This is a genomic window from Acidobacteriota bacterium, from assembly GCA_034211275.1.
Lineage (GTDB): Bacteria > Acidobacteriota > Thermoanaerobaculia > Multivoradales > JAHZIX01 > JAGQSE01.
On sequence record JAXHTF010000064.1, the window covers coordinates 1 to 24,645 of the forward strand.

Genomic DNA, 24,645 nt, shown 5'->3' on the forward strand with positions numbered 1-24,645 from the left:
CCGGCTTCCAGCCGGCTCGGCTCAGAACTCGCACACCTGGTTCCCACGGTCCACCGTGGGAACCACAGCGCCGTGTCCAGCGCAACTTGCCCAGGCCCCGCTCCAGCGGGGCGAGAGATCGTCGGGTAGCAAGTCCCGCTCAGAGCCCCACCACCATCACCTCCCGCGTCTCCGTATCGAAGAGCAACAGCCCTTCCCCTTCCCCATCGAGCTGCCCCAACAACCGCCCCCGCTCGTCCCACACCGCCGACCGCCCCCCGCATCGTTCCCCATCCGCCCACCCCACGCAGTTGGCCATGAGCACGAGCATCGAGTACCGCTTCGCCACCGCCGCCAACCTCTCCCCCGCCACCTCCACCCCAGGAACCGTCTTCGCCACGCTCGCCAAATACACCTCCGCCCCAGCCACCACCGCCCGCTCCGCATGCTCCGGCACCGAAATCTCGTAGCAAATCGCCGGCCCAATGCGGAGTGACTCGCCAAGAGTGACCCAGGAATTCTCAGCGGGCGAGAAGAACGGCTCCTCGTCCGCGTGGAGATGATGTTTGCCGTAGAGCTTCCGAGGCTCGTGGGGCCGGAAGAAGATCAGGCCGATCTGGGGCTTGCCAGCTGCCGCGATGGGAGCTCCGACTCCAACGATGGTCCCCTCGGCGTCACTGACCTGCTGGAAGGCATCCAGCCGCGGATCGTCGAGGGGCATCTCCAGCTTCCCTGCCAACGCTGGCTCGTAGCCGATAAGGGAGAGCTCCGGGAAGAGGACCAAGTCCGCTTGGAGGGAAACAGCCTTCCGGATGAATCGAAGATGGGCCGCGAGGTTGGCGGCGATGTCGCCGGGGGTGGGGTGGGTTTGGGCCAGGGCGAGTCTCATGGTTTCGGGAGTCTAGCTACTCTCTGCTACAGCGACCGAGATCGCCTGAGCCTAGAGATCTCAAACTGAACGGAAAGCATCAAGCTCCTCCGAAACTGGAGCCTCCCCGATCAATCCTCGGGGCGGTGAATTCGAACCACAGATTTCTGAAGTCGTGGGACATCCCCTTCGTCCCTACCCCAGCCGTAGCAGAGCCGCGTCAAAGTCCAGACCGCCTCGATCCGCTCTGCCATCGTGGTCCCGGGCCAGTCGTCCTCGCGCGGAGCGATCTCCCCGGGCCGGATGACCTTGGCTGCTGCCCCTTCTCTTCGTTTGGGACGTCTGGCCGTGGGCTCTTTCATAGACCTAGAGCTTCTCCCCGGCAAAACGACGAGCCGCCTCGATGTCTTGCAGAGTCAGCGGTGGGTACTCTTCGGCGATCTGTGCCGGCGAGAGGCCTTCTACCAGGTTGTCGAGGATCACCGAGATGGGAATCCGGATTCCGCGGATGCAGGGTTCACCGCCGCAGATCTCTGGCCGTCGTACGACTTGCTCTGCATGCCCCTTCACGGCTCACTTCCACTCCTTCCACCTGGCGCCCTCAAGCTGAACTGTATCGCGGCAGCAATCTTGTCCCTGGAAGGCCGCCCTCAGAAACTTCTCAACCAGATAAACTTGAGTTTCAGAGCCAGTAACAGCAAATGGAGAGCCGGCGTACTGTTGCAAAGCTAAGTACCGGCCTGGAACTCTTCATCCAGACTAGGGATCAGGTCGGCTTGCCGAGCAAAGTTGAGGGCGTTTGGCAGAGAGCCTGATCTTCAACTCGCCCAGTTCGCCTTCGAGACCAAGGAAACTCCTTCATGAACGAGAATACGTCTGCTAACCAGCCAGATAACTTCAGAGTCTACAAGCCCAAAACTTGGGGCGAGGTGATTCGTCTGAGCCGCCATTTTCCTGGATGGGCTTTTCGAGGAGTGGGAGATTCCCGCTGGACGATGCAGCACAGCCTCGAAAGGAGCATCGAGCGCTTCGCTACGGGAAACCAAGATCGCTTGGCAGTCGAGAAAAAGCTCATCCTGGAATTCCAGAAGTCTGCTCACCTGTTCTTTCCGGCCGAGATTCTCCCTGAAACCAGCGACTGGTTTGGCTGGATGAGTCTGATCCAGCACTACGGAGGCCCTACCCGACTCCTCGATTTCACACGCTCTTTCTATTGCGCCGCTTTCTTCGCCCTGGAAAATCCAGTCCCCGAGGCAACCGCGGCGATTTGGTGCGTGAATCTTCCAAAGCTCAATAGTGAGGATCAGCGACACCGGCTAAAAGGCGAAGGCAGATCTTTGCCTTCGCTCAAGGTCCCAACCATCCAGGAGAGAGTTTACTCGGCTATCGAGGAGGAGCGGGAGAATGGGCTTGATCTGGGCGTCTACCCCTACGAGCCTTCTCGTCTTCATCAACGACTGGCCTACCAGCAAGGTCTCTTCCTTGTCCCTACAAGAGCTGCTGGCGGGTTCCACAAGCAGATACTCAAGGGGCTAAAGATCGATGCCGAGGAGTTCGGGGCTTGGGAAGCGTGCCCAAGTGAAGACTGTCCACCTTACGCAGATCCTAAAGCCTTGCTGAAGCTCGATCTGGTCAAGATCGATTTGAAGCCTGAGATCCACCAAGAGGGACGAGCTGATCTGAAACAGATGAATCTGACAAGCATGACCCTTTTCCCGGGGCCAGATGGCTATGCGAGGTCGCTTCACTGGCTTCTTGAGTCGGGACGTCTGAGGGAAGAGTTCGATCTCAACCCTAGTGTGCTCTCGGGCCAACAAATCAAAGAGCGAGAGCGAATGTGCAAACGCCTGGAGGAGGAGTGAAAAGGGGCCTCCCGCACCGGCCCTCACCTTTTCGCTTCACCAAGAGGCTGGGAAGCAGCCTCCCAAGTAACCGCCTGCGCGGGAATAACGAGAGAAGGGAGCAGCCGTAGGGAGGTCGCCCGCTTCGCAAGCCGGAGGAAAGAACACCTTGACCTCCAGCCAGTCCTATAACCTCCACCCCATGGACGACACCACCCGCATCCACCTAACCTCCCTCTCCAAGGACCAACTCCTCGACCTCCTCCAAAACCTCTACGGCCGCGACGCCGGGATCGACCGGGAGATCGAGCTTTATGCGGCGAGGGTTGCACCGATGGAACATATCCAAGAGTTGCGGAAAACTCTCCAGAGCTGGAAGCGCAGCCGGCGGTTCGTGGGGTACCACGAGAGCTTCGACTTCAGCCATCAGGTCGACGATGTCGCCCGCGAGGTGGAGGCTGTAGTCGAGAGCGGAGATCCGAAGACGGCGCTGGAGCTGGCGGAGCTCTTCCTCAAGACCGGCAACCGCGTAACGGAGCGGGCAGACGACTCTGCCGGTGCCATCTTCGACAGCCTCCGGGTCGGTTGCCGGCTGTGGTTGCGGGCGGCGCGGCGCTACCGGGAGAGCGGAGTCGAGGGGAATTGGCTCGCCCGGGTTCAGAAACTCATGAAGGACAACCCCAACGGCCTTCTCGACAACCTGCTCCCTCAAGCGGATCTCCTGCTGGCGGAAGACGAGCTCCGGGAGCTGGCGCGGCGGTACGAGGAAGAGGAACGTCAGGCGCAACCCGATGAGACGGGCTGGCGCTGGCACACGGCGGCTGTGCACTTGGGCAGTCTGGCCTGGGCGCTACGAGATCCGGAGGTCTATGCCGACTCCATTCGGCTCCGCAGCCCGGAGCCCAACGAGTTGCAGAAGGCAGACATCGTGCGCTGCTATCTGAAGCTCGAGCAGCCGGAAGGAGCGCTCCGCTGGTTGGAAGGCTCCTGGGAACGAAACGAAGTGGAGCGGCTGGAGTTGCTGGCGGAGGCCTACGAGGCTTTGGGCAGAGAGGAAGATCGCGTCACCACCCGGCGCAAGATCTGGAAGATCGATCCGCGGCGGAGCACTCTTCAAGCGCTGGCGGCCCTACTGCCCGCCGACGACCAAGCGCAACTCCAAGACGAAGCCGTGGTGAGAGCCCAGACGATGAGGAGCCTGCCATCCGCCCTCAGCTTGCTCCTCCACATCGACGAGGGTGAGAAGGCCGAGCAGCTTCTCGTCCGGCGCTATCAGGAACTGGAGGGCAGGCAGTACACCTACTTGCTCGATCTGGCCGACCGGCTGAGGTCAGAGGAGCACCACCTCGCCGCCACCCTCCTCTACCGCGCTCTCCTCGACTCGATCCTGCAGCGTGGCACCACCCGCGCCTATGGACACGGTGCCCGATATCTCCGAACCTTGGGTGAGTTGGCTCCACAGGTAAAGGACTGGTGCTCCATTCCGGATCATGACGCCTACCTCGAAGCACTCCGCGAGCACCACGGCCGGAAGTACAGTTTCTGGAAGCGGGTCGAGAGCTGAGCCCTGAAAGGCAAAAACGCCGAGCCCCGGCACTCCGGAAGCTCGGCGTCTCTCCAAGGCTTGGGCTGGCCTACAGGTAGCGGCAGAAGCCCGGCTGACTGCTGCCATATTCCTTGGCGCACTTCACGGCGATGATCGGATAGCAGGCCTGCGCGCAGTCCTCCTGGTTCCAACAGAGAACTCCACTGCAGCCAAAGGATGGCTGGATCCCCTCCGTCGCCTCGGCCGAGGTGGACATGTCGCTCTGGGCGCTCAGCGTGCGCTCAAAGAAATCCGGTGTAAGAAGAGTCTGTGACGCCTCGGGCTGGATTGCCTCAGCGCCGATGGAACCTGCATCCGCAGCCGAGGCTACGGGAGCGATGAAGAAGACGCTCAGGGCGATCGTCAGGGTCAGAATCAAAGAATTGCGCATCGTTTACTCCTCCTCAGACATTCAATCAAGGTGGTTCGAAACGGTCTCAGCGCGATAAATTATACATTTACTGCTAAATATGTCAAATTCATGATCCCTGACATTCGGAACGGGAGGCCTGGGGATCTCACTCGTGCGAGCCGCTGGAAGCTGGAGGCTCCTCCACCGCGTACAAGAACTCATCCGTGCGCAGATAGATTCTGCCTTGGGCAATCGCCGGGGAGCTGAGGGTGTAGCCGTCGAGGGAGTTGGTGGCGAGGAGCTCGAACTCCGGGGCGGCGCGGAAGACGCTGGTGGTGCCGGATTCGTTGATGGCGTAGATGCGGCCGTCGGCGAGGACTGGGGAGGCGCTGTAGGTCCCGGTGGCGAGGCGTTGGGGGCCCCAGACGATCTTGCCGGTGGCGGCGTCGAAGCAATGGGCAATGCCACTGTCGTTGACCACGTAGAGATAGCGGCCATCGGTCACCGGGGTGGGCACGTCGGTGCCGGTCTCGCTGATCCACAGGGTCTTGGGGGTGCCTTCTCCGGAGGCTTCCAGGGCGACGATGGGGCCGCGCTTGCCGAAGGCGAAGATGCGGTGGCCGTCCACCAACGGCGAGGCCACCAGGCGATCGCTGGCGCCGCGGTCGGGGTTGACGCCGCCCACTCGCCAGAGCTCCCGGCCGGTGACGGGATCGTGGCCGGTGACCACGTCGCCGCCGGCGATGACGATCTCCGGCTCGCCGCCCCGCTCCAGCACCATGGGGGTGGTGTAAGCGTCCGGGGACTCGCGCACGGCCTCGGTGGGTCGCTCCACCCGCCAGCGAGTTTTGCCCGTGGCCTGATCGACCCGCAGAACATAGGAGGGGTCGTCGGTGTGCATGCCGTGGAGCACCTGGATGATCAGGGAATCTTCGAAGAGCAGCGGCGACGAAGCATAGCCCCACTGCAGCCCGAAAGCCCCGTACTCCTTCTGCAAATCCCGGGACCACAGCTCCTGGCCTTCGCGGCTGAACGCTTTGACGATGCCGGTGCCGGTCATCACCCACACCCGCTGGCCGTCGGTCACCGGCGACGGGGACGACATGTGCTGCTTGTATTTGAGCTCGTTGCCACCGCCCAGGGGGCGCTGCCAGAGAAGCTTGCCGGACTTCGCATCCACCGCCCAAAGCGCCAACTCTTTGTCGGTTTCCGGGTCTTTACTGACGCTGAGGTAGATCCGTCCGTCCGCCACCACCGGTGTGGCGCCGCTACGGGCCGGCACGGCGAGCTTCCAGGCGATGTTCTGCTCCGTGCTCCAGCGCAGCGGCAGGCCGGTCTCGGCGCTGGTGCCGTCCAGCTGGGGTCCGCGCCACTGCGGCCAATCCGCCGCCAGGGCGGTCCCACTGCTCAAACCGACACCGGTCAAAGCCAGGACGGCGGCGAGGCAGAGGACGAAGAAAGAGTGCCGAGAGGAGGGTCTGAGGTGCGCCATGGGCCAGCTCCTAGAGTTCGTCGGGGGGTGCGGTCTCGCTCGAGTCTATGTCAGACCTCCTCGGACACTGGGAGAAGGTCGAGATGACTGGCGTAGAATGACCGCCATGCACGACAAGCCGCCGCCGGTGACACGCCGGGAGATCTTTGGCTGGGCGATGTTTGACTTCGCCAACTCCAGCTACACCACCATCATCATCACGGTCTTTTTCAGTGTCTATTTCACCAAGGTCGTGGTGGCGGGTCCCAACGCCGACGGCCTGTGGGGGCTGGGCATCTTCATCACCAATCTTCTGGTCATGCTCTCCTCACCGCTGGTGGGAGCCCTGGCGGACGGGTCCGGACGGAAGAAGGCGTTCCTCTTCGGTTCCTACGTGCTCTGCGTCGGGGCCACCGCGGCGCTCTTCTTCGCTACTCCGGGGCAAATCGTCCTGGGGCTGGTGCTCCTGGTGATCTCCAACGTCGCTTTCTCCTTCGGCGAGAACTTCGCCGCCGCCTTCCTGCCGGAGATCTCGACGCCGGAGAAGATCGGCCGTATTTCCGCCTTCGGCTGGGGACTGGGCTATTTCGGTGGCCTCGCCTGTCTGCTGCTGGTACGGCCGCTGGTGGCGGGGCTGGATCTGCCCCGGGAGGTCCTGATCGGAGCCGAAGGCACCGGCGCCCTCTTCGAGCTGCGCATGGCTTGGGTGGTCACCGCCGCGTTCTTCTTGGTCGCCGGGCTGCCCACCTTCTTTTTTCTCAAGGAACGGGCCCCACGGCGTTCCAGCAAGAGCCTCAAGGACTTCGCCGCCGAGGGCTTCCACCGCCTGGGAGAGACCGCCCGGGAGATCACCCACTTCTCGGAGCTGCGGCGTTTCCTGGTGATCTTCTTCTTTTATCAGGCGGGCTTGACCACCGTGGTGGCCTTCGCCGGTATTTTTGCCGAACGCACCCTGCGCTTCACCACCCAGGAGCTGATCGTCCTCTTCCTGATGCTCCAGGTCGCCTCCGCCGCCGGGGCCTTGGTCTTCGGCTGGATTCAGGACCGCATCGGCGGCCGGCGGTCGATCCAGATCACGCTGGTGATCTGGGTGATCGTGTGCGTGGGCTCATATTTTTGCCAGACCAAGGGGCAGTTCTGGGTCCTGGCGGGGATGGCGGGGCTGGGCATCGGCTCGTTGCAGAGCGCATCCCGGGCGGTGGTAGGGCTGTTTTCGCCGCGGGAGAAGAGCGGCGAGTTCTTCGGTTTTTGGGGCTTGGCGGGCAAGGCGGCCTATATGGTGGGACCGATCTTCTTCGGCGTCGTCTCCTCCCTCACCGGCTCCCAGCGCACGGCCATTCTCACCACCACGGTGTTCTTCGTCATCGGGCTCATCGGCATGGCCTGGGTCAACGAGGAGCACGGCCACGCCGAGGCGGCCCGCTGGCACGCCGAGAAGTCCGGCGCAATACCGGAAGGCGACGATCTGCCGAGCTCCGATCCGGGAGGCCTCTCTGACTGAGAGCCCGCCCCCCCCGACAACGGTGGCCCCTCAGCCCGAGGAGGAGCGCTGGGTTCAGCGCCTGCTGCGAGCCTTGGCCCGTTGGGTACTCGGCGTGTTTTTCCGCCGGGTGGAGGTAGAGGGCCACCAACACCTGCCCCGAGACCGGCCGGTGTTGGTGGTGGCGAACCATGTGAACTCCCTCATCGACGCGGTGCTGCTGGTGGGCAGCCTGCCGCGGATGCCCCGCTTCCTGGGCAAGAGCACGCTGTGGAAGATGAAGCCGCTGCTGCCGTTCCTCAAGGCGGCGCGGGTGATCCCGGTGTACCGGCGCCAGGATCCGGGAGTGGATGCGAGCAAGAATGTCGAGACCTTCGCCGCCTGCTACGAGGCGCTGGCGGCGGGTGAGAGCATCGCGCTCTTCCCCGAGGGCATCAGCCACAACGAACCAGAGCTCCAGCCCCTGAAGACCGGCGCGGCCCGCATCGCGCTGGGAGCGGAGCGGCGCTTCGGACCGCTAGGGGTGGCGATCGTGCCGGCGGGGATGACCTTCGATGCCAAGGGGCGATTTCGCTCCCGAGCGCTACTGCGCTTCGGCGAGGCCATCGAGCTCGAGGAGGGTACGGACGACGAGGATCGGGAGGCGGTCCAGCAGCTGACCACGCGTATCGAGAAGGGGATCCGCGAGGTCACCCTGAACTATGGCTCGTGGTCGGAGGCGCGGAGGCTGGAGCGGGCGGTGGATTTGTGGGCTCTGCCGGCGCCGTCGCTGCCCACCCGCGGCCAGCTCTCGGATCGGGTGAAGCTGCGGCGGGCGTTCTTGGCGGGCTATCGGCGGCTGGCCCGGGAGTATCCCCAGCGGGTGGCGCGGGTGGAAGCGGCGGTGTCTCACTACGACGACCTGCTCACGGCCTGTGGGCTGCGGGACGACCAGGTGGCAGCGAGCTATCCCCGGCATCTGGTGGCCCGATACTTGTTCCACACCCTGGGCCTGCTCCTGCTGCGGCTGCCGTTGGCGCTGGTGGGGTTGGTGCTCAATTGGCTGCCATATCGGATCCCGGGATGGATTGCGGCGAAGATGGCGGACAAGCCCGACGTGCAGTCGACCTACAAATTGTTCAGCGCCCTCTTCGCGTTCCCGCTCTTCTGGGGTCTGGAAGCCGGTCTCATGGGTCATTTCTTCGGGCTCTGGCCAGCCCTGGCGCTACTGGCCCTGGCTCCCATCACCGGCTGGCAGGCGCTCCATTTCAGTGAGCGCAGCGGCGGCTTCCTCGCCGAGGCCCGCGCCTACCTGCTCCTCCACGGCCGCAAGGACCTGGCCCAAGAGCTCAAATCCCGCCGCGCCACCATCCTGCGGCAGGTCTCGGAGCTCGTGGACCTCTATCTGCAAGATCAAGCCCCCTCCCCCACTCCCTCTTGAAGCTCTCAACTATTCGGGTAGGCACTCGTCACGAGGGAGCCTTCAACTATTCGGGTAGGCACTCGCTGGGGTCGAACAGAGGACCTTCTGTGCGGGGTGCTCGGGAGTCGGGCCCTGCGGTGGCCAGGGGGCCATCCTCGGGTCCCGCCCCCTCACCACACCGGCAGTGATCACCGAAGCTCTGGGGATGGAGCCAGCGAGAGTGGAATCGTGTCATCCGGCAGGAGACCGCCCCGTCAGCGATACCACTCCCCATCCCTTCATCCCCAACGGCCCGGCTACATCCAACGGTCTGAGTGGGCTGCGGGATTCGAGGATGGGCGTCTTCGCCCACCGCAGAACCCGACGGCCCACGCCCCCAGGCTCGCCGGTCCCTGGCCCGACGGAGGGGTTCTTCTATTCGGGTAGGGACTTGTTCAAGAGCTCCTACTATTCGGGTAGGGACTCGCCCAAGAGCTCTACGACCTCGTCCGCACACCCCCAGGCCACCGTGAATCCCGACCCCCCGTGACCGTAGTTGAAAATCACCGGGCGACCGTGGAGAACCTCCCGTTCCAGACGCACCGACGGGCGGCCAGGGCGCAGGCCTACCAGGGCTCCGTCGACTTTCCAACCGCGGAGCTCCGGAGCGATCTCGAAACAGCGGGCCAGGATTCTTTCCTGAGTCTGAGGATCCGGCGCCAGGTCGCCCTCTCCCGGCTGCGCCGTGCCTCCGAGAATGCATTCCGATCCCCGAGGCAGGATGTACACCGGGTCCTCGAAGGAAGTCTCGTCCCCGACGTAGGGAGGAATCTCCTGGGCTGGAGAGGAGGGCGAGCGCAAGCGCACCAGCTGACCGCGGATGGGAAAGAGACTGTCGTCCCCCACCAGCTCCCGCGCTCCCAGGCCGACACAGCACACCACCGCCTCCGGCTCCTGCGGCAGCTCCTCCAGGCTCCCCACTTCCCCCACCGTCACCGTGCCACCGGCGGCGCGAAAACGGTCCAGCAACCAGGGCAGATAGCGATTGGACGGAATGAACGGCACCCGCACCGCCATGCCGTCTTCATAGCCTGGCGGCAGCTCGTCCGAGGAGAGGCGGCGGGACGGATACTCCGGGCGCAGCCAGTAGGGATCCACCAGCTCCCGGCGAGCGATCTTGCGCAGCTCCACTAGCTGCACCCCCGAGGCCGGATCCCTCGCCTCCACCGCATAGCGCCGATACGTCTGCGCCGACCAACGAGCGATCTTCTCCGCCGGCTCCGCGCGATACGGCAGCCAGATGGCGGCGGCGATGGCGGAGGTGGTCTCCATCGGCAGCGAGCGTGCCAAGATCTCCACCGAGTGTCCCTCTTCCTGCAGCCGCACTGCCGTGGAGAGCCCGATGATGCCGGCGCCGAGGACCAAGATCTTTCCCATTCTCGGCAGCTTATCGAGTCTGCCCCGCAGCACCAAGACGCTGAACGACCCTCCGGAACCTCCTGCGCCCTCTGCTACTGTCCCCCATCGAGGAATGATCGTATGAGCTACCGCCCGAGCCTTCTCGACCGCGTCCTGGACGCGTCCATCTACTTCTCCTTCGACGCCAGCGGCTACCGGCGCCACGCCCGCCACTTCGATGCCGAAGATCTGCAGGTCGACCTCACCGGTCGGCGAGTGCTAATCACCGGCGCCAACTCCGGCCTGGGCAAAGTCGCCGCTCTGAGTCTCGGTCAGCTGGGCGCCGAGGTGTGGATGCTCTGCCGCAATCGGGAACGGGGCGAAGCGGCGCTGGCGGATCTGAACACCGCCACCGGCCGTGACGACGGCCGCCTGGAGCTCGTCGACCTCTCCGATCTCGGCTCCGTCCGCGACCTCGCCCGGCGTCTGGGATCGACGCCGGTGGATGTGCTGGTGCACAACGCCGGGGCCCTGGTGCACCGCCGGACCCTCGTCGAAACCCAAAACGATACCGAGCTGGAGCTCACCTGGGCGACCCACGTGGTGGGGCCGACCCTGCTCACCGAGCTGCTGCTCCCCAACCTGCGCGCCGCCACGGAGCACAACGGCGACGGAGCGAGGGGCGGTAGCCGGGTGGTCACCGTCACCTCCGGCGGCATGTACACCGAGCGCCTCAACGTGGGTGACCTCGACTGGCAGAAGCGGCGTTTCGACGGCGTGGTCGCCTATGCCCAGGCCAAACGCGCCCAGGTGGTGCTCACCGAGCTGTGGGCCCGGCGGCTGGCGGACGACGGCGTCACCGTCAACGCTATGCACCCCGGCTGGGCGGATACCCCGGGAGTTCGGGAGGCGCTGCCGGCTTTTTGGAGATTTACCCGCAAGCGCCTGCGCTCTCCGCGCCAGGGAGCGGATACCATCGTCTGGCTGGCGGCGGCGGAAGCCGCGGGGAAGCATAGCGGCGAGCTCTTCTTCGACCGCCGGGTCGTTTCCCCCTATCTGCTGCCGGGCAAGCGAGAGAGCGAGGAAGAGCGAGCGACACTCTGGCGCCGGGTGCGAGAACAGGCTGGGCTGGCGCCCACGGCAGCTCCCCGGCCCCGATCCTCCGAAGAATCCGCCGGCGAGCCCTGAAATGCGAGCAGCGACACCCAACCCATCCAACGACGAGGAGAATCCCCATGAGCCCGAGTGAGAACACGGCCCGCAACCTGCGCGACATCGAGGTCCTGGACACCGCCGGCGAGCCGGTGCAGCTGGGAGACTTCTGGCGCGAGCAGCCGGCGGCGGTGGTCTTCATCCGCCACTATGGGTGAATGTTCTGCCGCGAGCAGGTCGCGCAGTTGCGTGACGTCGAACCGCAGATCCGAGACCGTGGAGCCCGCCTGCTGGTGGTGGGCAACGGTAGCCCGTCCCAGGCTGCGCGCTTCCAAGAAGAGCGGGAGCTCTCCTTCCCCCTCCTCACCGACCCCGACCTCACCGCCTACGCCGCGGCGGGGCTTCGCCGAAACCTCGGGTCGACCTTCCGGCTGGGAGTGATCAAGAACGCCGCCCGCGCCCTCTCCTCCGGCCATCGCCAGGGCAGCGTCCAAGGCGACCCCTGGCAGCAGGGCGGAGCCTTCATCTTCACCCCGGAGGACGAGGTGCTCTTCTCGCAGATCAGCCGCGAGGGCGGCGACCACGTGGATCCCCAGGAGCTCCTGGAGCACATTCCCGCCGGCTGAACTCCCGGCCGCCCGGCTTCCGGAGCCATCGGCGCAGGGCCGGGTGGCTCCCGCCCCGGCCCGTTCTGCAGCATTTCGTGAGGGGATTCCTTTCGCTTTCTCGCCAAAGTCAATAGAGCCCTTGCACAACGCTCACGCCGTGGGCGGCGAGAACTTTGACTTTCGGGGAACGTACTGTGAAGCTGTGGAGATAAAGCCGGTCATCGCACGCGCCGCACCGTCGGTTACCCGCTTGGTTTCGTCCCAGCTCTTCCACCGGTGGTGGAACGGAGACCTCCCGGCGCGGACCGCGAGCTTTCCTCACTCGCTCTCAGTACAATCGGGGGATGGTCGTGCGCCTGCCTACAACCGCGAAAGCCCTGCTCGCCTTGAGCTTTGTGCTCTTCGCCATCGCGGTGCTCTCCATCGTCGACATGCTCCTGCCCCACCCCTTCGACGGAGTGGTCTTGGATCCGGATGCCCCCGGGGAGTTCCGGGTGCTGGAGGTGGCCCCCGGCTCCGGCGCCGAACGGGCGGGCATCGAGCCGGAGGACCGCATCGTCGGCATCGCCCACAACATCATCGAGGATCGCCGCCACGCCACCCGGCTGCTGTCGCGTTTCGACAGCGGCGATCTGGTGAGCTACTTGATCCTCACCTCCTCCGGCTATCAGGAAGAACGCCTGGTGGAGCTCGGCGAGCGGCGGGTGATCAAGCCGTCCTACGCCTATGCCGTGGTGCTCGGCTTCAGCTTTCTCTTCGTCGGCCTCTTCGTGCTCCTGCGCCAGCCCCATCAGCGGGCGGCGCGGGTCTTCTTCGTGGTCTGCAACCTCTTCCTCATCTTCCTGGTTTGCCGGCTGCGGCCTGCCTCCTACAGCAACGTCGACACCTTGGTGCTGAGCACCGGCACCGCGGCGCTCTTGCTGTTGCCGGCGGCCTTCCTGCATTTCTTCCTGATTTTTCCCCGCCCCGTACCAAAGCTCCAACGCTGGCTTTCGGAGCGCGGGATCAAGGCCTGGTACGCCCTCTTGTGGGTCATCTACTTGATGCCGGCGGGAGTGCTGGCGGTGCGCTACAGCATCGCCCGCGCCACCGGCGAGTCGCTGCCCCTGATCAGCGGCGCTCCGATCATCAACTGGTGGGTGCTGGCCTTCTATATGCTCCTGGGGCTGGTGATCCTGGCGGTGAGCTCCCAGGGCCTCGACGACCCACGGCAGCGGCGGGGCGCGGCGCTGGTCTTCGCCGGCGCCCTCTTCGGGCTGGTGCCGTTCCTGGTGCTGGCGGTGGCGGTGCCGTCGCTACTGCACAGCGAGCGCTTTCTCTTCTGGGGCATCATCCCCCTGGGTCTGGTGCCCCTCACCTTCGCCTACGCCATCGTCCGCTTCCAGCTGCTGGACATCCGGGTGATCTTGCACAAGGGCCTGCTCTACACCGCCACCACCGCCGTCGTCACCGGCCTCTACGCCCTGGGCATCGGTTTCTTCAACAGCTGGTTCACCGGCACCGAGCTGGCCGCCTCGCCGTTCTTCCCGCTGGTCTTCGCCCTCGCCATCATCTTTCTCTTCGAGCCCCTGCGGCGCCGCATCCAAGGCCCCATCGATCGCTTCTTCTTCTCCCAGCGTACCCAGCTCCAGACCACCATGTTGGAGATGGGCGAAAAACTCACCGCCGAGATGGATCAGGAGTCGGTGGTGCGTAATCTGGTGGACACCCTGCCTCAGACCCTCGGCCTGCACTTCGCCGCCCTCTATCTGGTAAAGGAAGGCCAGCTGGAACGCACCGCCGGCCCGTCTTTCCTACCCCCGACCCTGCCCCTGCTGCCGGAGCTGGAGGCACACCTGGGGCGGCGGCGGCGGGTGCTGACGGAGTTGCGCGATTTGGAGGCACCGGCTCAGAGCTCGCCGGAGCTAGCGCGGCTGGTGCAGCGGCTGCGGCTGGACGAGGTGGAAGTCTTGGGCGATCTGGCCTCGCCGCGGCGCCGGGTGGGGATGGTCCTGCTGTCGAGCAAGCGGGGCCAGCTGGCCTACGAGAAGATGGAGCTCAAGCTCCTCGCCGGCGTCCTCGCCCAGGCCGCCATCGCCCTGGAGAACGCCCGTCTGCTGGATGAGCGCACCCGCCAGGCGGAGCTCGAGCGGGAGCTCGCCATCGCCTCGGGAATCCAGAGCTCGCTGCTTCCGGAGACCGTGCACCTCACCGACGGCTGGGCCATCGCCGCCGTCTGCCGCCCTGCCCGGGATGTCGGCGGAGACTTCTTCGCCCAGCTGCCGGGCTCCAGCGAAGCCTCCGGAGCGGTGGTCTACGGCGACGTCTCGGGCAAATCCATCCCCGGGGCGTTGATGATGATGGCGGCCCACGAGGTGCTCCACTCCCTGGCCATGACCCACCGCGATCCGGAACGCCTGTTGAGCCTCGCCAACCGCCGTCTGTACAGCATCGGCCGGCGCAGCTTCGTGGCCCTGGGGTATCTGGAGGGCTCGGCCAACGGCGGCGGGCTGCGCTACACCCTGGCGGGACAACCGCCGCCGTTGCTGCGCCGTCGGGACGGCGCCGTGGACGAGCTGGCGCCCCCAAACCACCGCCTCCCCCTGGGGGCCTTCCAGGACGGCGACTACCAGCTGCTGGAAACACCCCTGGAGGCCGGAGAGCTGCTCCTGGCCTACTCCGACGGGGTGATCGAATGCCAGTCGCCGGAAGGTGAATTCTTCGGTGAAGAACGCCTGCGGCAAGTCCTCGCCGAGGCTCCAGGGACGCCGGAGCAGGCGGTGCAGTCCGTCCTCGCCGCCCTCGACCGCTTTGCCGCCGGACGCCCCGCGTATGACGACCTGACCCTGTTGGCGGTGACCCGCCGCCCGGAGAACCCGTGATGTCCAGATCCTTGCTCGCCACCGTCCTCGTCATCGGCCTCACCGCCGTCGGTATCGCTTGGTGGCAGAATGCCGAGTCCAACCCCTGGACCACCGACTCGGAGAAGGCCCGCATCGCCCTCGAACAGGGCTGGGAGGCCTACACCAAGCTCTACCATTCCGAGGCTGCGGAGCTCTACGAACGGGCCGTCGAAGCCGACCCCCAGTGGGTCGTCCCCCGGCTGATGCTGGCGCGCATGCTGCCCTTCGCCAACGAGCGACGCCGGGAGCTGGTAGACGCAGCCCGCCAGGCAGACCTCGAAGCCCTCTCCGACCGGGAACGCTTTCTGGTGGAATACAACCTGGCGATGGAAGACGGGCAGCGGCCGCAGGCCCGGCGGCTGGTGGAAGCCTTCAACGAGGATCATCCCGAAGATCCCTTCGGTTTGCACATCCGCGGCGGAGTCGCCATGTTCACCGGCGACTTCGAGCAAGCCGAGGAGCTCTACCAGCGGCTGGTGGAGACCGAGCCCAACTGGGTCAACGCCCAGAATATGCTCGGCTATCTGGCCATGCGCCGGGGCGACTTCCAAGAAGCGGAGAATCGCTTCCGCACCTTCCAATTCGTCGCTCCGGATCAGGCCAACCCCCACGACTCCCTGGCCGAGCTGATGGCCCTTCGAGGGCGCTACCAGGAGGCCGAGGACGAGCTTCAAAAGGCCCTGGAGCTGCGCCCGGACTTTCTCCCCGCCTTCAACAGCCTGCTGCGCCTCTCCCTCCTCGACCAAGACCTGGACCTGGCCCGGGACACCGTCCGCCGACTCCGAGAGGTTCCCGATTTTCCACCGGGTCTGCTGAAACGAGGCAACTGCCTCATCGAGCTCTTGCAAACCAGCCTGGAGAACAGACCACCACCAGCCGATGCCGGTTCCACGGATCCCGACAACGACTGTCATTATTGGTACCTCCCGCTGGCACTCCACCAGCGCCAGCTCCTCGCCGACGGACGGCGAGACCAGGCTCTGGCCCTCGAGCAGGGGATGGGAGAGATGCTCGCTGAATCCCTAACCAAGGAGATGCGCGAGAGCCAGGATCAGGCCCTCCTGTCCCACCTGCAGGGCTATCGCCTGGCCTACGAAGGCGACCTGGACGGAGCCCTCGAGAAGCTCCAGGCGGTCGAAGACTTGCTCGGAGTGGAGAACCTGGAGAGCGGTCAGATCACCCTGGTCAATCGCCTGGTCCTCGCCCAGGTCCTGGAGCGCGCCGGTGACGAAGACGCTGCCCGCCGGGTGTGGAATTCCATGACCGCCATCAATCCCCGCATCCCGGAGCTAGAGCCCCTGCTCGGCCTGCCTCGCCCCGGCTAGCAAGCCTCGCCCCGGCTGACGCCGATCGCCCGCGGTGGTATCCTCGGAATTCTGACAACTCGGGGCCGGTCCCGGCCCTTGATTCCATAACGGAGAACCATCATGAGTCCATCCCAGCTGCACCAGCTGGCCAGCATCGAAGAGCTCGACGAGCTCCTCGAGCAGAGCCGCCAACGAGCCCAGCTGATCTTCAAGCACAGCCTCACCTGCCCCATCAGCGCCACCGCCTATCGCCACTTCCAGAGCTATCTCGATCATTCCCCGGCATCGGACGTGGACTACCATCTGGTGACGGTGCAACAGGCCCGAGGTGTCTCCAACGAGGCCGCCAACCGCCTGTCGGTGCGTCACGAATCGCCCCAGGCGATCCTGGTGCGCAACCAAGAAGCGGTATGGGACGCGTCCCACGGAGCCATTACCGAGCAGTCCCTGCAGGAGAATCTGTCCCAGAATTGAGGCCGGGTACCGACGGCAACTCCCTGCGCGGACGGCCCGGCAGCTGACGCCCTCCCAGCTTCGAGGGTCAGGCCGCCGCTACGAGGACCTTCCGCCACGCCCCGGCTTCAGCGCCCCTGGGCTCTTGGCGCTTCACTCCACGGTTTCTCTTCCCTCCGAGATGGCCGCCCAGCGGCGAGGATTTGTCTCCATGACTCATTCCACCCCCGATTCTTCCCCCGACGTGGAACAGACTCCTACCCCGGAAGGGGCTGGCAGCCCGGACTTGCCCCCCGGCGCTGTCGAGCTCCCCGACGGCACCGGCCACCGGCAGTTGTCCGAGGAGCTGGACCAGCTGCTGGAGACCCTCGACTCCCGAGACACCACCTTGGGAGAGGTCGTCGACCGCATCGGAGAGCGCGGCTTCGGCCTGCTGCTGGCGCTGCTGGCCCTCCCCGCCGCCTTGCCGGTGCCAGCCCCGGGCTACGCGACTCCCTTCGGCCTGATGATGATCGGCCTTGGCGCCCAGATGATCGTCGGCCGCCGCCAGCCTACCCTGCCCCAGCGGTTCCGCCGCCGGATGATCCGCTACAGCTTCCTCGCCGGCACCGTCGCCGGCGCCTCCATGCCCCTGCGGGTGGCGGAATTCCTGATCCGCCCCCGGCTCCCCCGCCTCGCCCGCAGCCGCGCCATCCACTCGGTGCTAGGGGTGATCATCGTGCTCATGGCGGCCTTCATGTGCCTGCCCATCCCCCTCACCAACACCGCCCCCAGCTTCGTCATCTTCCTCATCGCCTGCGGCATGCTGGAAGAAGACGGTCTGCTCCAACTCGCCGGCATCCTCCTCGCCCCCCTAGCCGGCGCCATCGCCATCGCAGCGCTCTATTTCGGGTCCAAATACGGGCTGGAGGCGCTGGAAGGGGGAACCCGGGGGTTGTTGGAGCTGATTCGGGGCGCGTGACCTGACCTTCCTTTTCCCCAAACCCTTCGCCCCGGACCCGACGAAAGCCGCTACTGAAACGACGGATTGAGCCTCAGCAAGCTATCAACCGATTCAAAACGTCCCCGGGAACTGCTTGCGTAGCTCCGCCCGGAACTTCTCCGCGAGCTTCTCGAAGCCTCGACGGGTCGGGTGGAGCTCGTCGTTCCAGTCGGATTCTTCGAGGGTTCCATGGGTGGGGACGAGGACGACGCCGGGTTTCTCGGCGATCTCCTCGAGCATCTCGTGGAAGGTGGCGAGGAGGAAGCGGATGATGTGGCCCTGGTCCGTAGGCTCCTCGATCCCCTTTTGCTCGAGATAGGGCTTCATCCACGGTCCTACCCGCAGGCCCCAGAAGGTTCCGGCGGTGCGGCCCGAGGGGATGGCCCAGTCGTAGCTGTGGATGTAGAGGCGGCACTGCGATTTGTTCTCGTTTCGCAGATGGACGAGATCGAGATAGGTGCTGCGGATGGCGCTGAACCGAGCTTGGGTGGTTTCCTCGTTGATGCACTGGCGCCAAGTCATTCCCGTTTCCCGCTGATTCAACAGCGGCAAGAGATCCCGCCCTACGACGTCGTTGCCGCCGCCGCTGAAGAGCAGCGCCTGCACCGGATAGCGCTTCAGATATTTCGCCAACTTGGCCTTCTGCTTGCCGCCGATGATTTGCAGCGCCTTGTCCCCGCTGCTCTCCAGGCGCAGTAGGTTGATCCGCCGCTGGGCCATCTCATCCAAGTGGTCGATGAGGTTGGCGTGGATCGGGAAGGAGAACCAGGAATCGCCTTCGCTCACGATCACCGGCCACTCGGGATGCTGCTTCAGCGAGGGTTCGAAGAATTTGAGCAGCTTGCGCCGCTGGTTGTGCTGCACTGGATCGGGCATCGTCGGCATGGTGACCTCCTATCCGGCCGGAGCGCTGGGATGAGACGGACTATTCCTAAAGCCTAGTTCCCGCAGCTGCGCTCCCGGTGACGAGGCCCTGGGGAAATCCCCCTCGACAGCCCGCGATGCCGAAATGCCATCCCCAGAAATGCCATCCCCAAAACCACCGACGCCCCGGCGGAAACCGGGGCGTCGAAGGGTTCAGGACTGAAAGAAGGAGATCAGTTCTCCAGGGGCGGGATGCGCAGCACCTGGCCGGGGTAGATCTTGTCCGGATCGCTGAGCATGGGGCGGTTGGCCTCGAAGATCACCGGGTACTTCATGGCGTTGCCGTACTGCTCCTTGGCGATCTTGGACAGAGTGTCGCCGGACTGCACGGTGTAGAAGGTGGCCTCGGGCTCCGGAGCCTCGACTTCCAGCTGGTCGTCGACCCGGCTGATGCCGCGGTTGTTGCCCGCCACCAGGACGACCTTCTCCCGCTCCTCCTGGCTCGGCACCTTGCCCTGAAGGGTAACGACGCCGTCCTTCACCTTCACCGCCAGCTCCTGTACCTCGAAGCCGGCCTTCTGGATCACCTCGGCGATGCGGGCCGCGCGGGTGCGGTCGAAGAGGGCCTGCGCCTTGGCGACCGCTTCCGGATCGTTGGCGGTGCCCTTCTCCACCTTCGGTTCATCATCCCCTCCGAAGATCTTCTCTCCGGCACTCTTGACAAAATCGATTAGGCCCATGGGGGTCCTCCTTCGTATTCGGTGTGTAAATGGGACCCTTGGGGGGCCCTCGAAACATCTGCTTTTGTAAATCCTATCGAATCCGCCGGTCGTCTTGGTCAAATCGACAGTTCAAACCTGGAGCTGCCGAGCCACCCGAATGTCCCGCCGGCGGGATCGCAGGATGCTCAGCGGCCCTTAAGCCACTTGCCCAGCAGGTCGGCGCCCATGCGGGCCACGTCGTCGCCGATCTCGCCGTCGCCGTCACTGTCGAGGAACTGGGACAGCAGACCGCCGGCTCCGCTGGGAGCAGCCCGTCGGGCTACCTGCTTTTCCTGCTGCAAGAGCTGGGCCAGCGAGCCGATGTCCAGCCCTTGCTGGCGCTGGGTCTTCCCCAAGGCCGCCAGGACGATGGGGGCCAGCAACGGCAGGAGCTTGGCCACGGAGCTCATGTCGAGCCCGCTGGCCTGGCTCACCCCTTCCTCCGCCACCGGCCGCTGGCTGCCCAGCACGTGGCGCAGGATGTCGTTGCCGGGACCGGTGGAGGCCTGACCGAGGAAGCCGCCGAGGTTGTCCAGCAGGCTGCCGTCGTGGTCCCGCTCCAGGGCGCCGGCCAGGGACGCTGCGCCGTCAGGCTGGGAAGCGTTTTTGGCCAGGGCTCCCATGAGCATGGGCAGCGCGGCGGAGATCGCTTTGGAGGTGGTGTCCGGGTCGGCGCCGATGGCCTGGCCGAGTTGCTGGACCTGCTGACCGCTGAGCTGCCGGCCCAGCATTTCCAAGAGTGAAGCGTTCATGATGAGTCTCCCTGGTTGGGCGTTCGCCCCCGAGGGCAGGCGAACGGATCGGTATCGCGGCCGGCGAAGCCCCGAAACTCGGCGACGGACGGCGCGAAGTCTGCAGTAACAGTGTCTCTACTGCGTACAGTACCGCAACCGCCGGGCTCCAAGACCGAACGGTTCAGCTCCCTGAACGGAGAGATCAGATCAGATTCTCAGGGTTCAACGGCTGCAGCGCGTCGGGCACGAAGAGGCCGTCCTTGCGCACCAGCTGGTCGTCGAACCAGATCTCACCGCCGCCCTGATCCGGATCCATGCGCAGGACCATGTCCCAGTGGATCTGGCTGCGGTTGCCATTGAAGGCCTCCTCGTAGGCGGCGCCAGGGGTGAAGTGGATGCTGCCACCGATCTTCTCGTCGAAGAGGATGTCCTTCATCGGCTGGGTGATGTGAGGGTTGACGCCGATGGCGAATTCGCCGACGTAGCGAGCCCCCTCGTCGGAGTCGAGGATGCTCTCCAGGTGCTCCGGCTGGGAGCTGTGAGCGTCCACCACCTTGCCGTCGCGGAAGTCCAGCCGCACGTCGTCATGGGTGACGCCGCGGTAGATGGTGGTGGTGTTGTATTGGATGGTGCCCTCGACGCTGTCCCGCACCGGCGCGGTGAACACCTCGCCATCGGGGATGTTGCGCTGACCGCTGCAACAGATGGTGGGAATATCCTGGATGCTGAAGCGCAGATCGGTCCCCGGCGCCACCAGCCGCACCCGGTCGGTGCGGTCCATGAGCTCCCGCAGGGGCTCCATGGCCTCCGCCATGCGGCCGTAGTCCATGGTGCAGACGCGGAAGAAGAAGTCCTCGAAGGCGTCGGTGGGCATCTCCGCCAGCTGGGCCATGGAGGGCGACGGCCAGCGCAACACCACCCAGCGGGTCTTGGGCACCCGCACCTCCATGTGCACGGGCTTGAAGACCTTCTCTTCGTAGAGCTTCATGCGTTCCGTCGGCACGTCGCTGAGGTCGGAGACGTTGTCGTTGCCCCGCACGCCGATGTAGGCGTCCACCCGCGACATGGTGGCGAGCTCGGTGGCGGCCATCACCTCCAATTGCTCGGGAGTGGCGTGGTGCAGGAGCTGACGCTGAATGCGGGTCGACTTGAGCTGCACCACCGGATGGCCACCGGCCTCGGCGACGGTACGGATCAGGGTGTTGACGAAGGGCGCCGGGATGTCGTTGGCGTCGATGAGAGCCTTCTCCCCCGGCTGCAGGCCGCAGGAGTGGTGCACCAGCACCTGGGCCAGGGCGTCATAGCGTGTATCGGTCATGGAGTTTCCTCGTCCTTGGGGTGATTAGAAAGGGGGTTCACCAGACCTCGCAGACCTTCTCCGGCCGCATGGGCGAGCCCACGGGACAGTCGAAGGCCTCGCCGAAGGCCGGCAGGTTGGAGACCGGCCCCACCACGCGGTAGCGCGGCGTCGAGTGGGGGTCGGTGCGGGCCTGGAGGCGCAGATACTCCGGCGACGCCACGGCGCACCACACCTGGCCGTAGGCAACGAAGAAGAGCTGCTCGTCGGTGAGCCCTTCGATGAGCGGTTCCGGCTCCTCCGTCTGGGCTTCCCGCCACGCCCGATAGGCCCGGTGGGCTTCCTTGACGCCGCCCAGATCGGCGATGTTCTCGCCCAGGGTGAGCTTGCCGTCGAGGTTCAAGCCGGGCTCCACTTCGTAGCTGCTGTAGAGGTCCTGGACGCATTGGGCGCGCTCGTCAAAGCGCTCGGAAACCTCCGGCTGCCACCACTCCCGCAACCGGCCCTGGGCGTCGAATTTGCGCCCCGAGTCGTCGAAGCCGTGGGTCAGCTCATGGCCCATCACCGCGCCGATGCCGCCGAAGTTCATCGCCATGGGGAAATCCCGATGGAAGGCGTCGGGCTGCAGGATCCCCGCCGGAAAGACGATCTCGTTGAGCAGCGCGTTGTAGTAGGCGTTGACCGTCGGCGGGCTCATGAACCACTCACCGCGATCCACCGGACCACCGGCCTTGCTCAGCACCCGGTCGTACTCGAAGACCCGGGCCGCCTGGGCGTTGGCCAGAAAACCGTCGGCGGAGACGGTGAGGGCGGAATAGTCCCGCCACTCGTCGGGATAGCCGATCTTCTCCTGGATCGCCGCCGCCTTCTCCTGCGCCCGCTGGCGGGTGGTCTCATCCATCCAGGCGAGCTGCGGGAGGCTCTCGACGAAGGCCTCCTCGATGCCCTGGATCATGCCCTCGGCGATCTGCTTGCTATCGCCGGGAAAGTAGTGCTCGACGTAGAGCTGGCCCAGATCCTCGCCGAGGGCCTGGTCGGTGGCTTCGACGCAACGCTTCCAGCGCACCGGCAACTCTTGCTGACCGGAGAGAGTGCGACCGAAGAAGCGGAAGTTTTCATCCACCACCGCCGAGGGTAGGAAGTCCGCCTGGTCGTGGATCAGGTGCCAGCGCAGATAGGAGCGCAGCACCTCCGGCTCCGTATCCGCCACTACCGTGCTCAGAGTTTCGAAGAACTCCGGCACCGCCACGATGACGTTGGGCGGCGGCTGGTAGCCGGTGGCGTCCCAATAAGTCTGCCAGGGCACCTGGGAGGCCATGGCCTGGAGCTCTGCGATGGTCTTGGGGTTGTAGAGGGCCTCGATGTTGCGCATCTCCGCCGCCGGACGAGAAACCTCCGCCAGGCGGATCTCCAAGGCCACCACCTGCTCGGCGGCGGCCAGGGCCTCGGCGCTGGGCTCGATCTCGTCGTCCGCCTCGGATTCTCCTTCGGCGGGGGTCTGGCCTTCCCGCCCCGCGAGCAGGTCGAGCATCCGGGCCACGTGCTGGCGGTATTGATCCAGCAGCGTGCGGCTGGCCTCATCCTCGCGCAGGTAATAGCCGCGCTCCGGCAACCCCAGGCCGCCCTGGGAGTAGTACAGGGCATTGACCGTCGGGTCCTCGAAATCCGGGATCACGCCGGCCTCGAAGAGCACGGGAACCTGCAGACGGTGGAGCTCACCGGTGAGCTCGAGCAACTGCTGGGGATTCTGCACCTGATCGAAGCGCTCCAGCCAAGGCTGTAGCGGCGCCAGGCCGGCGGTCTCCACCGCCTCTTCGTCCATGCAGGCGCCGTAGAAGCGCCGGGCTTTGGTCCCGGGCCCCGCCGCATCGCCCTCGGCCTCCAGCAGCTCCTTGAGCAGCTCCTTGTTGCGCTCCTGGAGCACCGAGCCCAGCCGTGACCAGCGAGCCTGATCCGCCGGCAGCTCGGTGTTGTCGACCCAGCTGCCGCAGGCGTAGCGGTAAAAGTCCTGGCAGGGATCCGCCTCCCGATCCATGGCATCGGCCACCCGGGAGGCGATCTCCGCGCGGTCCAGGGAGGTTCCCGACGCCTCGTCGGCGGAGCCTTCCTCCGGCGACGACGGCGGCGAGCAAGCGACCAGCAGGCCCACCAAGAGCAGCGCAGCCAGCGAGACCCAAGAGAAAGACACCGAGGGATTGAAACACGGCAGCGAGGATGGGCGTTGTGTTGAATTCATGAAGGGGTCTCCACAGGTTCTGGACGGGTTGATCTCGGATGGAAGTCGTTAGGGGCCTGTCTTGAGCTGAGCCGGTCTCGAGCTGAGCTGGTCTCGAAGCCCGGCTGGGCTTTCCGGCCGAATCGAGCGCCGGATCCGGGGTTCCTTGGCGACGCTTGGGCACCTCCGGAGCAGTCCTCGAGGTGCCCGCTGCCGGGGGGCTCCGGGCGTCGGGACTGAGGCAATGCAAAGATTCCCGGAAGGAAATTTCAAAAAAAATTGAAAGTTCAGAACTCGTCGTGTATAGTCCGCGGTCGTGAGCACGGTGACCCAGGTCCGCGAGGCCTTCGTTCAGCTCTGGGGAGCACTCGGTCCGTTTTGGGGCGTCTCCCCCACTACCGCCCGAGTTTTCGGCTGGCTGTTGTCCCAGCCGGAGGGCGGCGATGCGGAACAGATCATGAAAGCTCTGGACCTGAGCCGCGGAGCGGTGAGCATGGCCTGCCGTGATTTGCGCAACTGGGGATTGATCTTTCCGGAGAAGACTCCCGGGTCGCGACGGGTATTCTACCGTCCCGAGACGGATCTGGAAAAGGTCACTCGCAACGTGGTGCAAATCCGCAAGCAGCGGGAGTGGGATCCCATCCGCGAGCACCTGTCGGATTGGATCCCCGAGCTCAAGGCCGACTCGTCACCGGAAGCGGAGGTCTTCCTCGAACGGCTGAAGGCCATCGAGGCTCTGGTCACCATGGCCGACACCATGGCCGAGGCCTTTCTCAAGGGCGGCAGCGTCGGCAGCTTTGGTTTCAAAGTCCTGGCCGGCGCCGGCCGCGCCGCCACCACCGCCCGTTCTGCAGCATCAGGGGCTGCCGCTTCCGGGGCCGCGGGCTCGGGGCCTGCTCCCGCACCGCGGGCCGTGCCCGACGATGCCTCCGCCTCTCGTTCCAACTCTTCCACCGCCACCGGCGGCCGCGCCGCCACCGGACCCGAAGGATGACCGCCATGCGATCCGGTGCTCTCCGACCTGCAGGCTCTCCG

Annotated in this window: 22 protein-coding genes; 12 read left to right on the forward strand and 10 right to left on the reverse strand. The window is 65.4% G+C overall.

The window, feature by feature from the left end:
• Positions 1 to 139: 139 nt before the first annotated feature.
• Together SX243_12030 and SX243_12035 are read right to left on the reverse strand one after the other, a co-directional pair.
• On the reverse strand, positions 140 to 868 hold the full coding sequence (locus SX243_12030) for a carbon-nitrogen hydrolase family protein (GenBank protein MDY7093690.1): 729 nt from the start codon (positions 866 to 868) through the stop codon (positions 140 to 142).
• Positions 869 to 1,213: 345 nt separating this feature from the next.
• Positions 1,214 to 1,417, reverse strand: a complete 204-nt coding sequence (locus SX243_12035) for a DUF433 domain-containing protein (GenBank protein MDY7093691.1) — start codon at positions 1,415 to 1,417, stop codon at positions 1,214 to 1,216.
• Between the two features lie 290 nt (positions 1,418 to 1,707).
• Here SX243_12035 and SX243_12040 point away from each other — a divergent pair, with 290 nt between their 5' ends.
• The gene (locus SX243_12040; protein MDY7093692.1) at positions 1,708 to 2,709 is read left to right on the forward strand and encodes an FRG domain-containing protein; all 1,002 of its coding nucleotides are present in this window, start codon (positions 1,708 to 1,710) and stop codon (positions 2,707 to 2,709) included.
• Positions 2,710 to 2,857: 148 nt separating this feature from the next.
• Entirely contained in the window at positions 2,858 to 4,252 is a 1,395-nt protein-coding gene (locus SX243_12045) for a hypothetical protein (GenBank protein ID MDY7093693.1), read from the forward strand.
• 70 nt (positions 4,253 to 4,322) lie between these two features.
• Here the strand turns inward: SX243_12045 and SX243_12050 are convergent, their stop codons facing one another.
• Positions 4,323 to 4,664 carry a hypothetical protein gene (locus SX243_12050; protein MDY7093694.1) on the reverse strand — a complete coding sequence of 114 codons (342 nt, stop codon included), beginning with the start codon at positions 4,662 to 4,664 and terminating at the stop codon, positions 4,323 to 4,325.
• 127 nt (positions 4,665 to 4,791) lie between these two features.
• Positions 4,792 to 6,117: a PQQ-binding-like beta-propeller repeat protein gene (locus SX243_12055; protein ID MDY7093695.1), complete on the reverse strand. Its 1,326-nt coding sequence runs from the start codon at positions 6,115 to 6,117 to the stop codon at positions 4,792 to 4,794.
• 97 nt (positions 6,118 to 6,214) lie between these two features.
• Between SX243_12055 and SX243_12060 the strand changes: the two genes are divergently transcribed.
• A complete protein-coding gene (locus tag SX243_12060; GenBank protein ID MDY7093696.1) occupies positions 6,215 to 7,597 on the forward strand; it encodes an MFS transporter in 1,383 nt (460 codons plus the stop codon).
• A 22-nt stretch (positions 7,598 to 7,619) separates the two neighbouring features.
• A complete protein-coding gene (locus SX243_12065) occupies positions 7,620 to 8,996 on the forward strand; it encodes a 1-acyl-sn-glycerol-3-phosphate acyltransferase (GenBank protein ID MDY7093697.1) in 1,377 nt (458 codons plus the stop codon).
• Between the two features lie 429 nt (positions 8,997 to 9,425).
• Here SX243_12065 and SX243_12070 read toward each other — a convergent pair whose 3' ends face one another.
• Positions 9,426 to 10,394 carry an FAD-dependent oxidoreductase gene (locus tag SX243_12070; protein ID MDY7093698.1) on the reverse strand — a complete coding sequence of 323 codons (969 nt, stop codon included), beginning with the start codon at positions 10,392 to 10,394 and terminating at the stop codon, positions 9,426 to 9,428.
• A 102-nt stretch (positions 10,395 to 10,496) separates the two neighbouring features.
• Between SX243_12070 and SX243_12075 the strand changes: the two genes are divergently transcribed.
• The 7 genes from SX243_12075 (at position 10,497) to SX243_12105 (ending at position 17,718) form a co-directional block, all read left to right on the forward strand.
• Complete coding sequence (locus SX243_12075; protein ID MDY7093699.1) at positions 10,497 to 11,543, forward strand: SDR family NAD(P)-dependent oxidoreductase; 1,047 nt, start codon at positions 10,497 to 10,499, stop codon at positions 11,541 to 11,543.
• 47 nt (positions 11,544 to 11,590) lie between these two features.
• The gene (locus SX243_12080) at positions 11,591 to 11,725 is read left to right on the forward strand and encodes a hypothetical protein (protein ID MDY7093700.1); all 135 of its coding nucleotides are present in this window, start codon (positions 11,591 to 11,593) and stop codon (positions 11,723 to 11,725) included.
• A complete protein-coding gene (locus tag SX243_12085) occupies positions 11,726 to 12,133 on the forward strand; it encodes a peroxiredoxin-like family protein (GenBank protein ID MDY7093701.1) in 408 nt (135 codons plus the stop codon).
• A 332-nt stretch (positions 12,134 to 12,465) separates the two neighbouring features.
• Positions 12,466 to 14,976, forward strand: coding sequence for a SpoIIE family protein phosphatase (locus SX243_12090; protein MDY7093702.1), 2,511 nt, complete (start codon positions 12,466 to 12,468; stop codon positions 14,974 to 14,976).
• Positions 14,976 to 16,322, forward strand: a complete 1,347-nt coding sequence (locus SX243_12095) for a tetratricopeptide repeat protein (GenBank protein ID MDY7093703.1) — start codon at positions 14,976 to 14,978, stop codon at positions 16,320 to 16,322. The genes SX243_12090 and SX243_12095 overlap by 1 nt, the downstream gene beginning before the upstream one ends.
• Positions 16,323 to 16,424: 102 nt before the next feature.
• On the forward strand, positions 16,425 to 16,778 hold the full coding sequence (ytxJ, locus tag SX243_12100) for a bacillithiol system redox-active protein YtxJ (protein ID MDY7093704.1): 354 nt from the start codon (positions 16,425 to 16,427) through the stop codon (positions 16,776 to 16,778).
• Positions 16,779 to 16,968: 190 nt separating this feature from the next.
• Entirely contained in the window at positions 16,969 to 17,718 is a 750-nt protein-coding gene (locus SX243_12105; protein MDY7093705.1) for an exopolysaccharide biosynthesis protein, read from the forward strand.
• A 93-nt stretch (positions 17,719 to 17,811) separates the two neighbouring features.
• Here SX243_12105 and SX243_12110 read toward each other — a convergent pair whose 3' ends face one another.
• From SX243_12110 to SX243_12130, 5 genes are all read right to left on the reverse strand, one after another.
• Complete coding sequence (locus SX243_12110) at positions 17,812 to 18,624, reverse strand: hypothetical protein (protein MDY7093706.1); 813 nt, start codon at positions 18,622 to 18,624, stop codon at positions 17,812 to 17,814.
• 212 nt (positions 18,625 to 18,836) lie between these two features.
• Positions 18,837 to 19,343, reverse strand: coding sequence for a peptidoglycan-binding protein LysM (gene lysM / locus SX243_12115; protein MDY7093707.1), 507 nt, complete (start codon positions 19,341 to 19,343; stop codon positions 18,837 to 18,839).
• Between the two features lie 167 nt (positions 19,344 to 19,510).
• On the reverse strand, positions 19,511 to 20,116 hold the full coding sequence (locus tag SX243_12120) for a DUF937 domain-containing protein (GenBank protein ID MDY7093708.1): 606 nt from the start codon (positions 20,114 to 20,116) through the stop codon (positions 19,511 to 19,513).
• Positions 20,117 to 20,300: 184 nt separating this feature from the next.
• On the reverse strand, positions 20,301 to 21,416 hold the full coding sequence (locus tag SX243_12125) for an aminopeptidase (GenBank protein ID MDY7093709.1): 1,116 nt from the start codon (positions 21,414 to 21,416) through the stop codon (positions 20,301 to 20,303).
• A gap of 37 nt (positions 21,417 to 21,453) precedes the next feature.
• On the reverse strand, positions 21,454 to 23,631 hold the full coding sequence (locus SX243_12130; protein ID MDY7093710.1) for a M13 family metallopeptidase: 2,178 nt from the start codon (positions 23,629 to 23,631) through the stop codon (positions 21,454 to 21,456).
• 295 nt (positions 23,632 to 23,926) lie between these two features.
• On the opposite strand from SX243_12130, the gene SX243_12135 reads away from it, so the two are divergent.
• On the forward strand, positions 23,927 to 24,604 hold the full coding sequence (locus SX243_12135) for a hypothetical protein (protein MDY7093711.1): 678 nt from the start codon (positions 23,927 to 23,929) through the stop codon (positions 24,602 to 24,604).
• Positions 24,605 to 24,645: the final 41 nt, after the last annotated feature.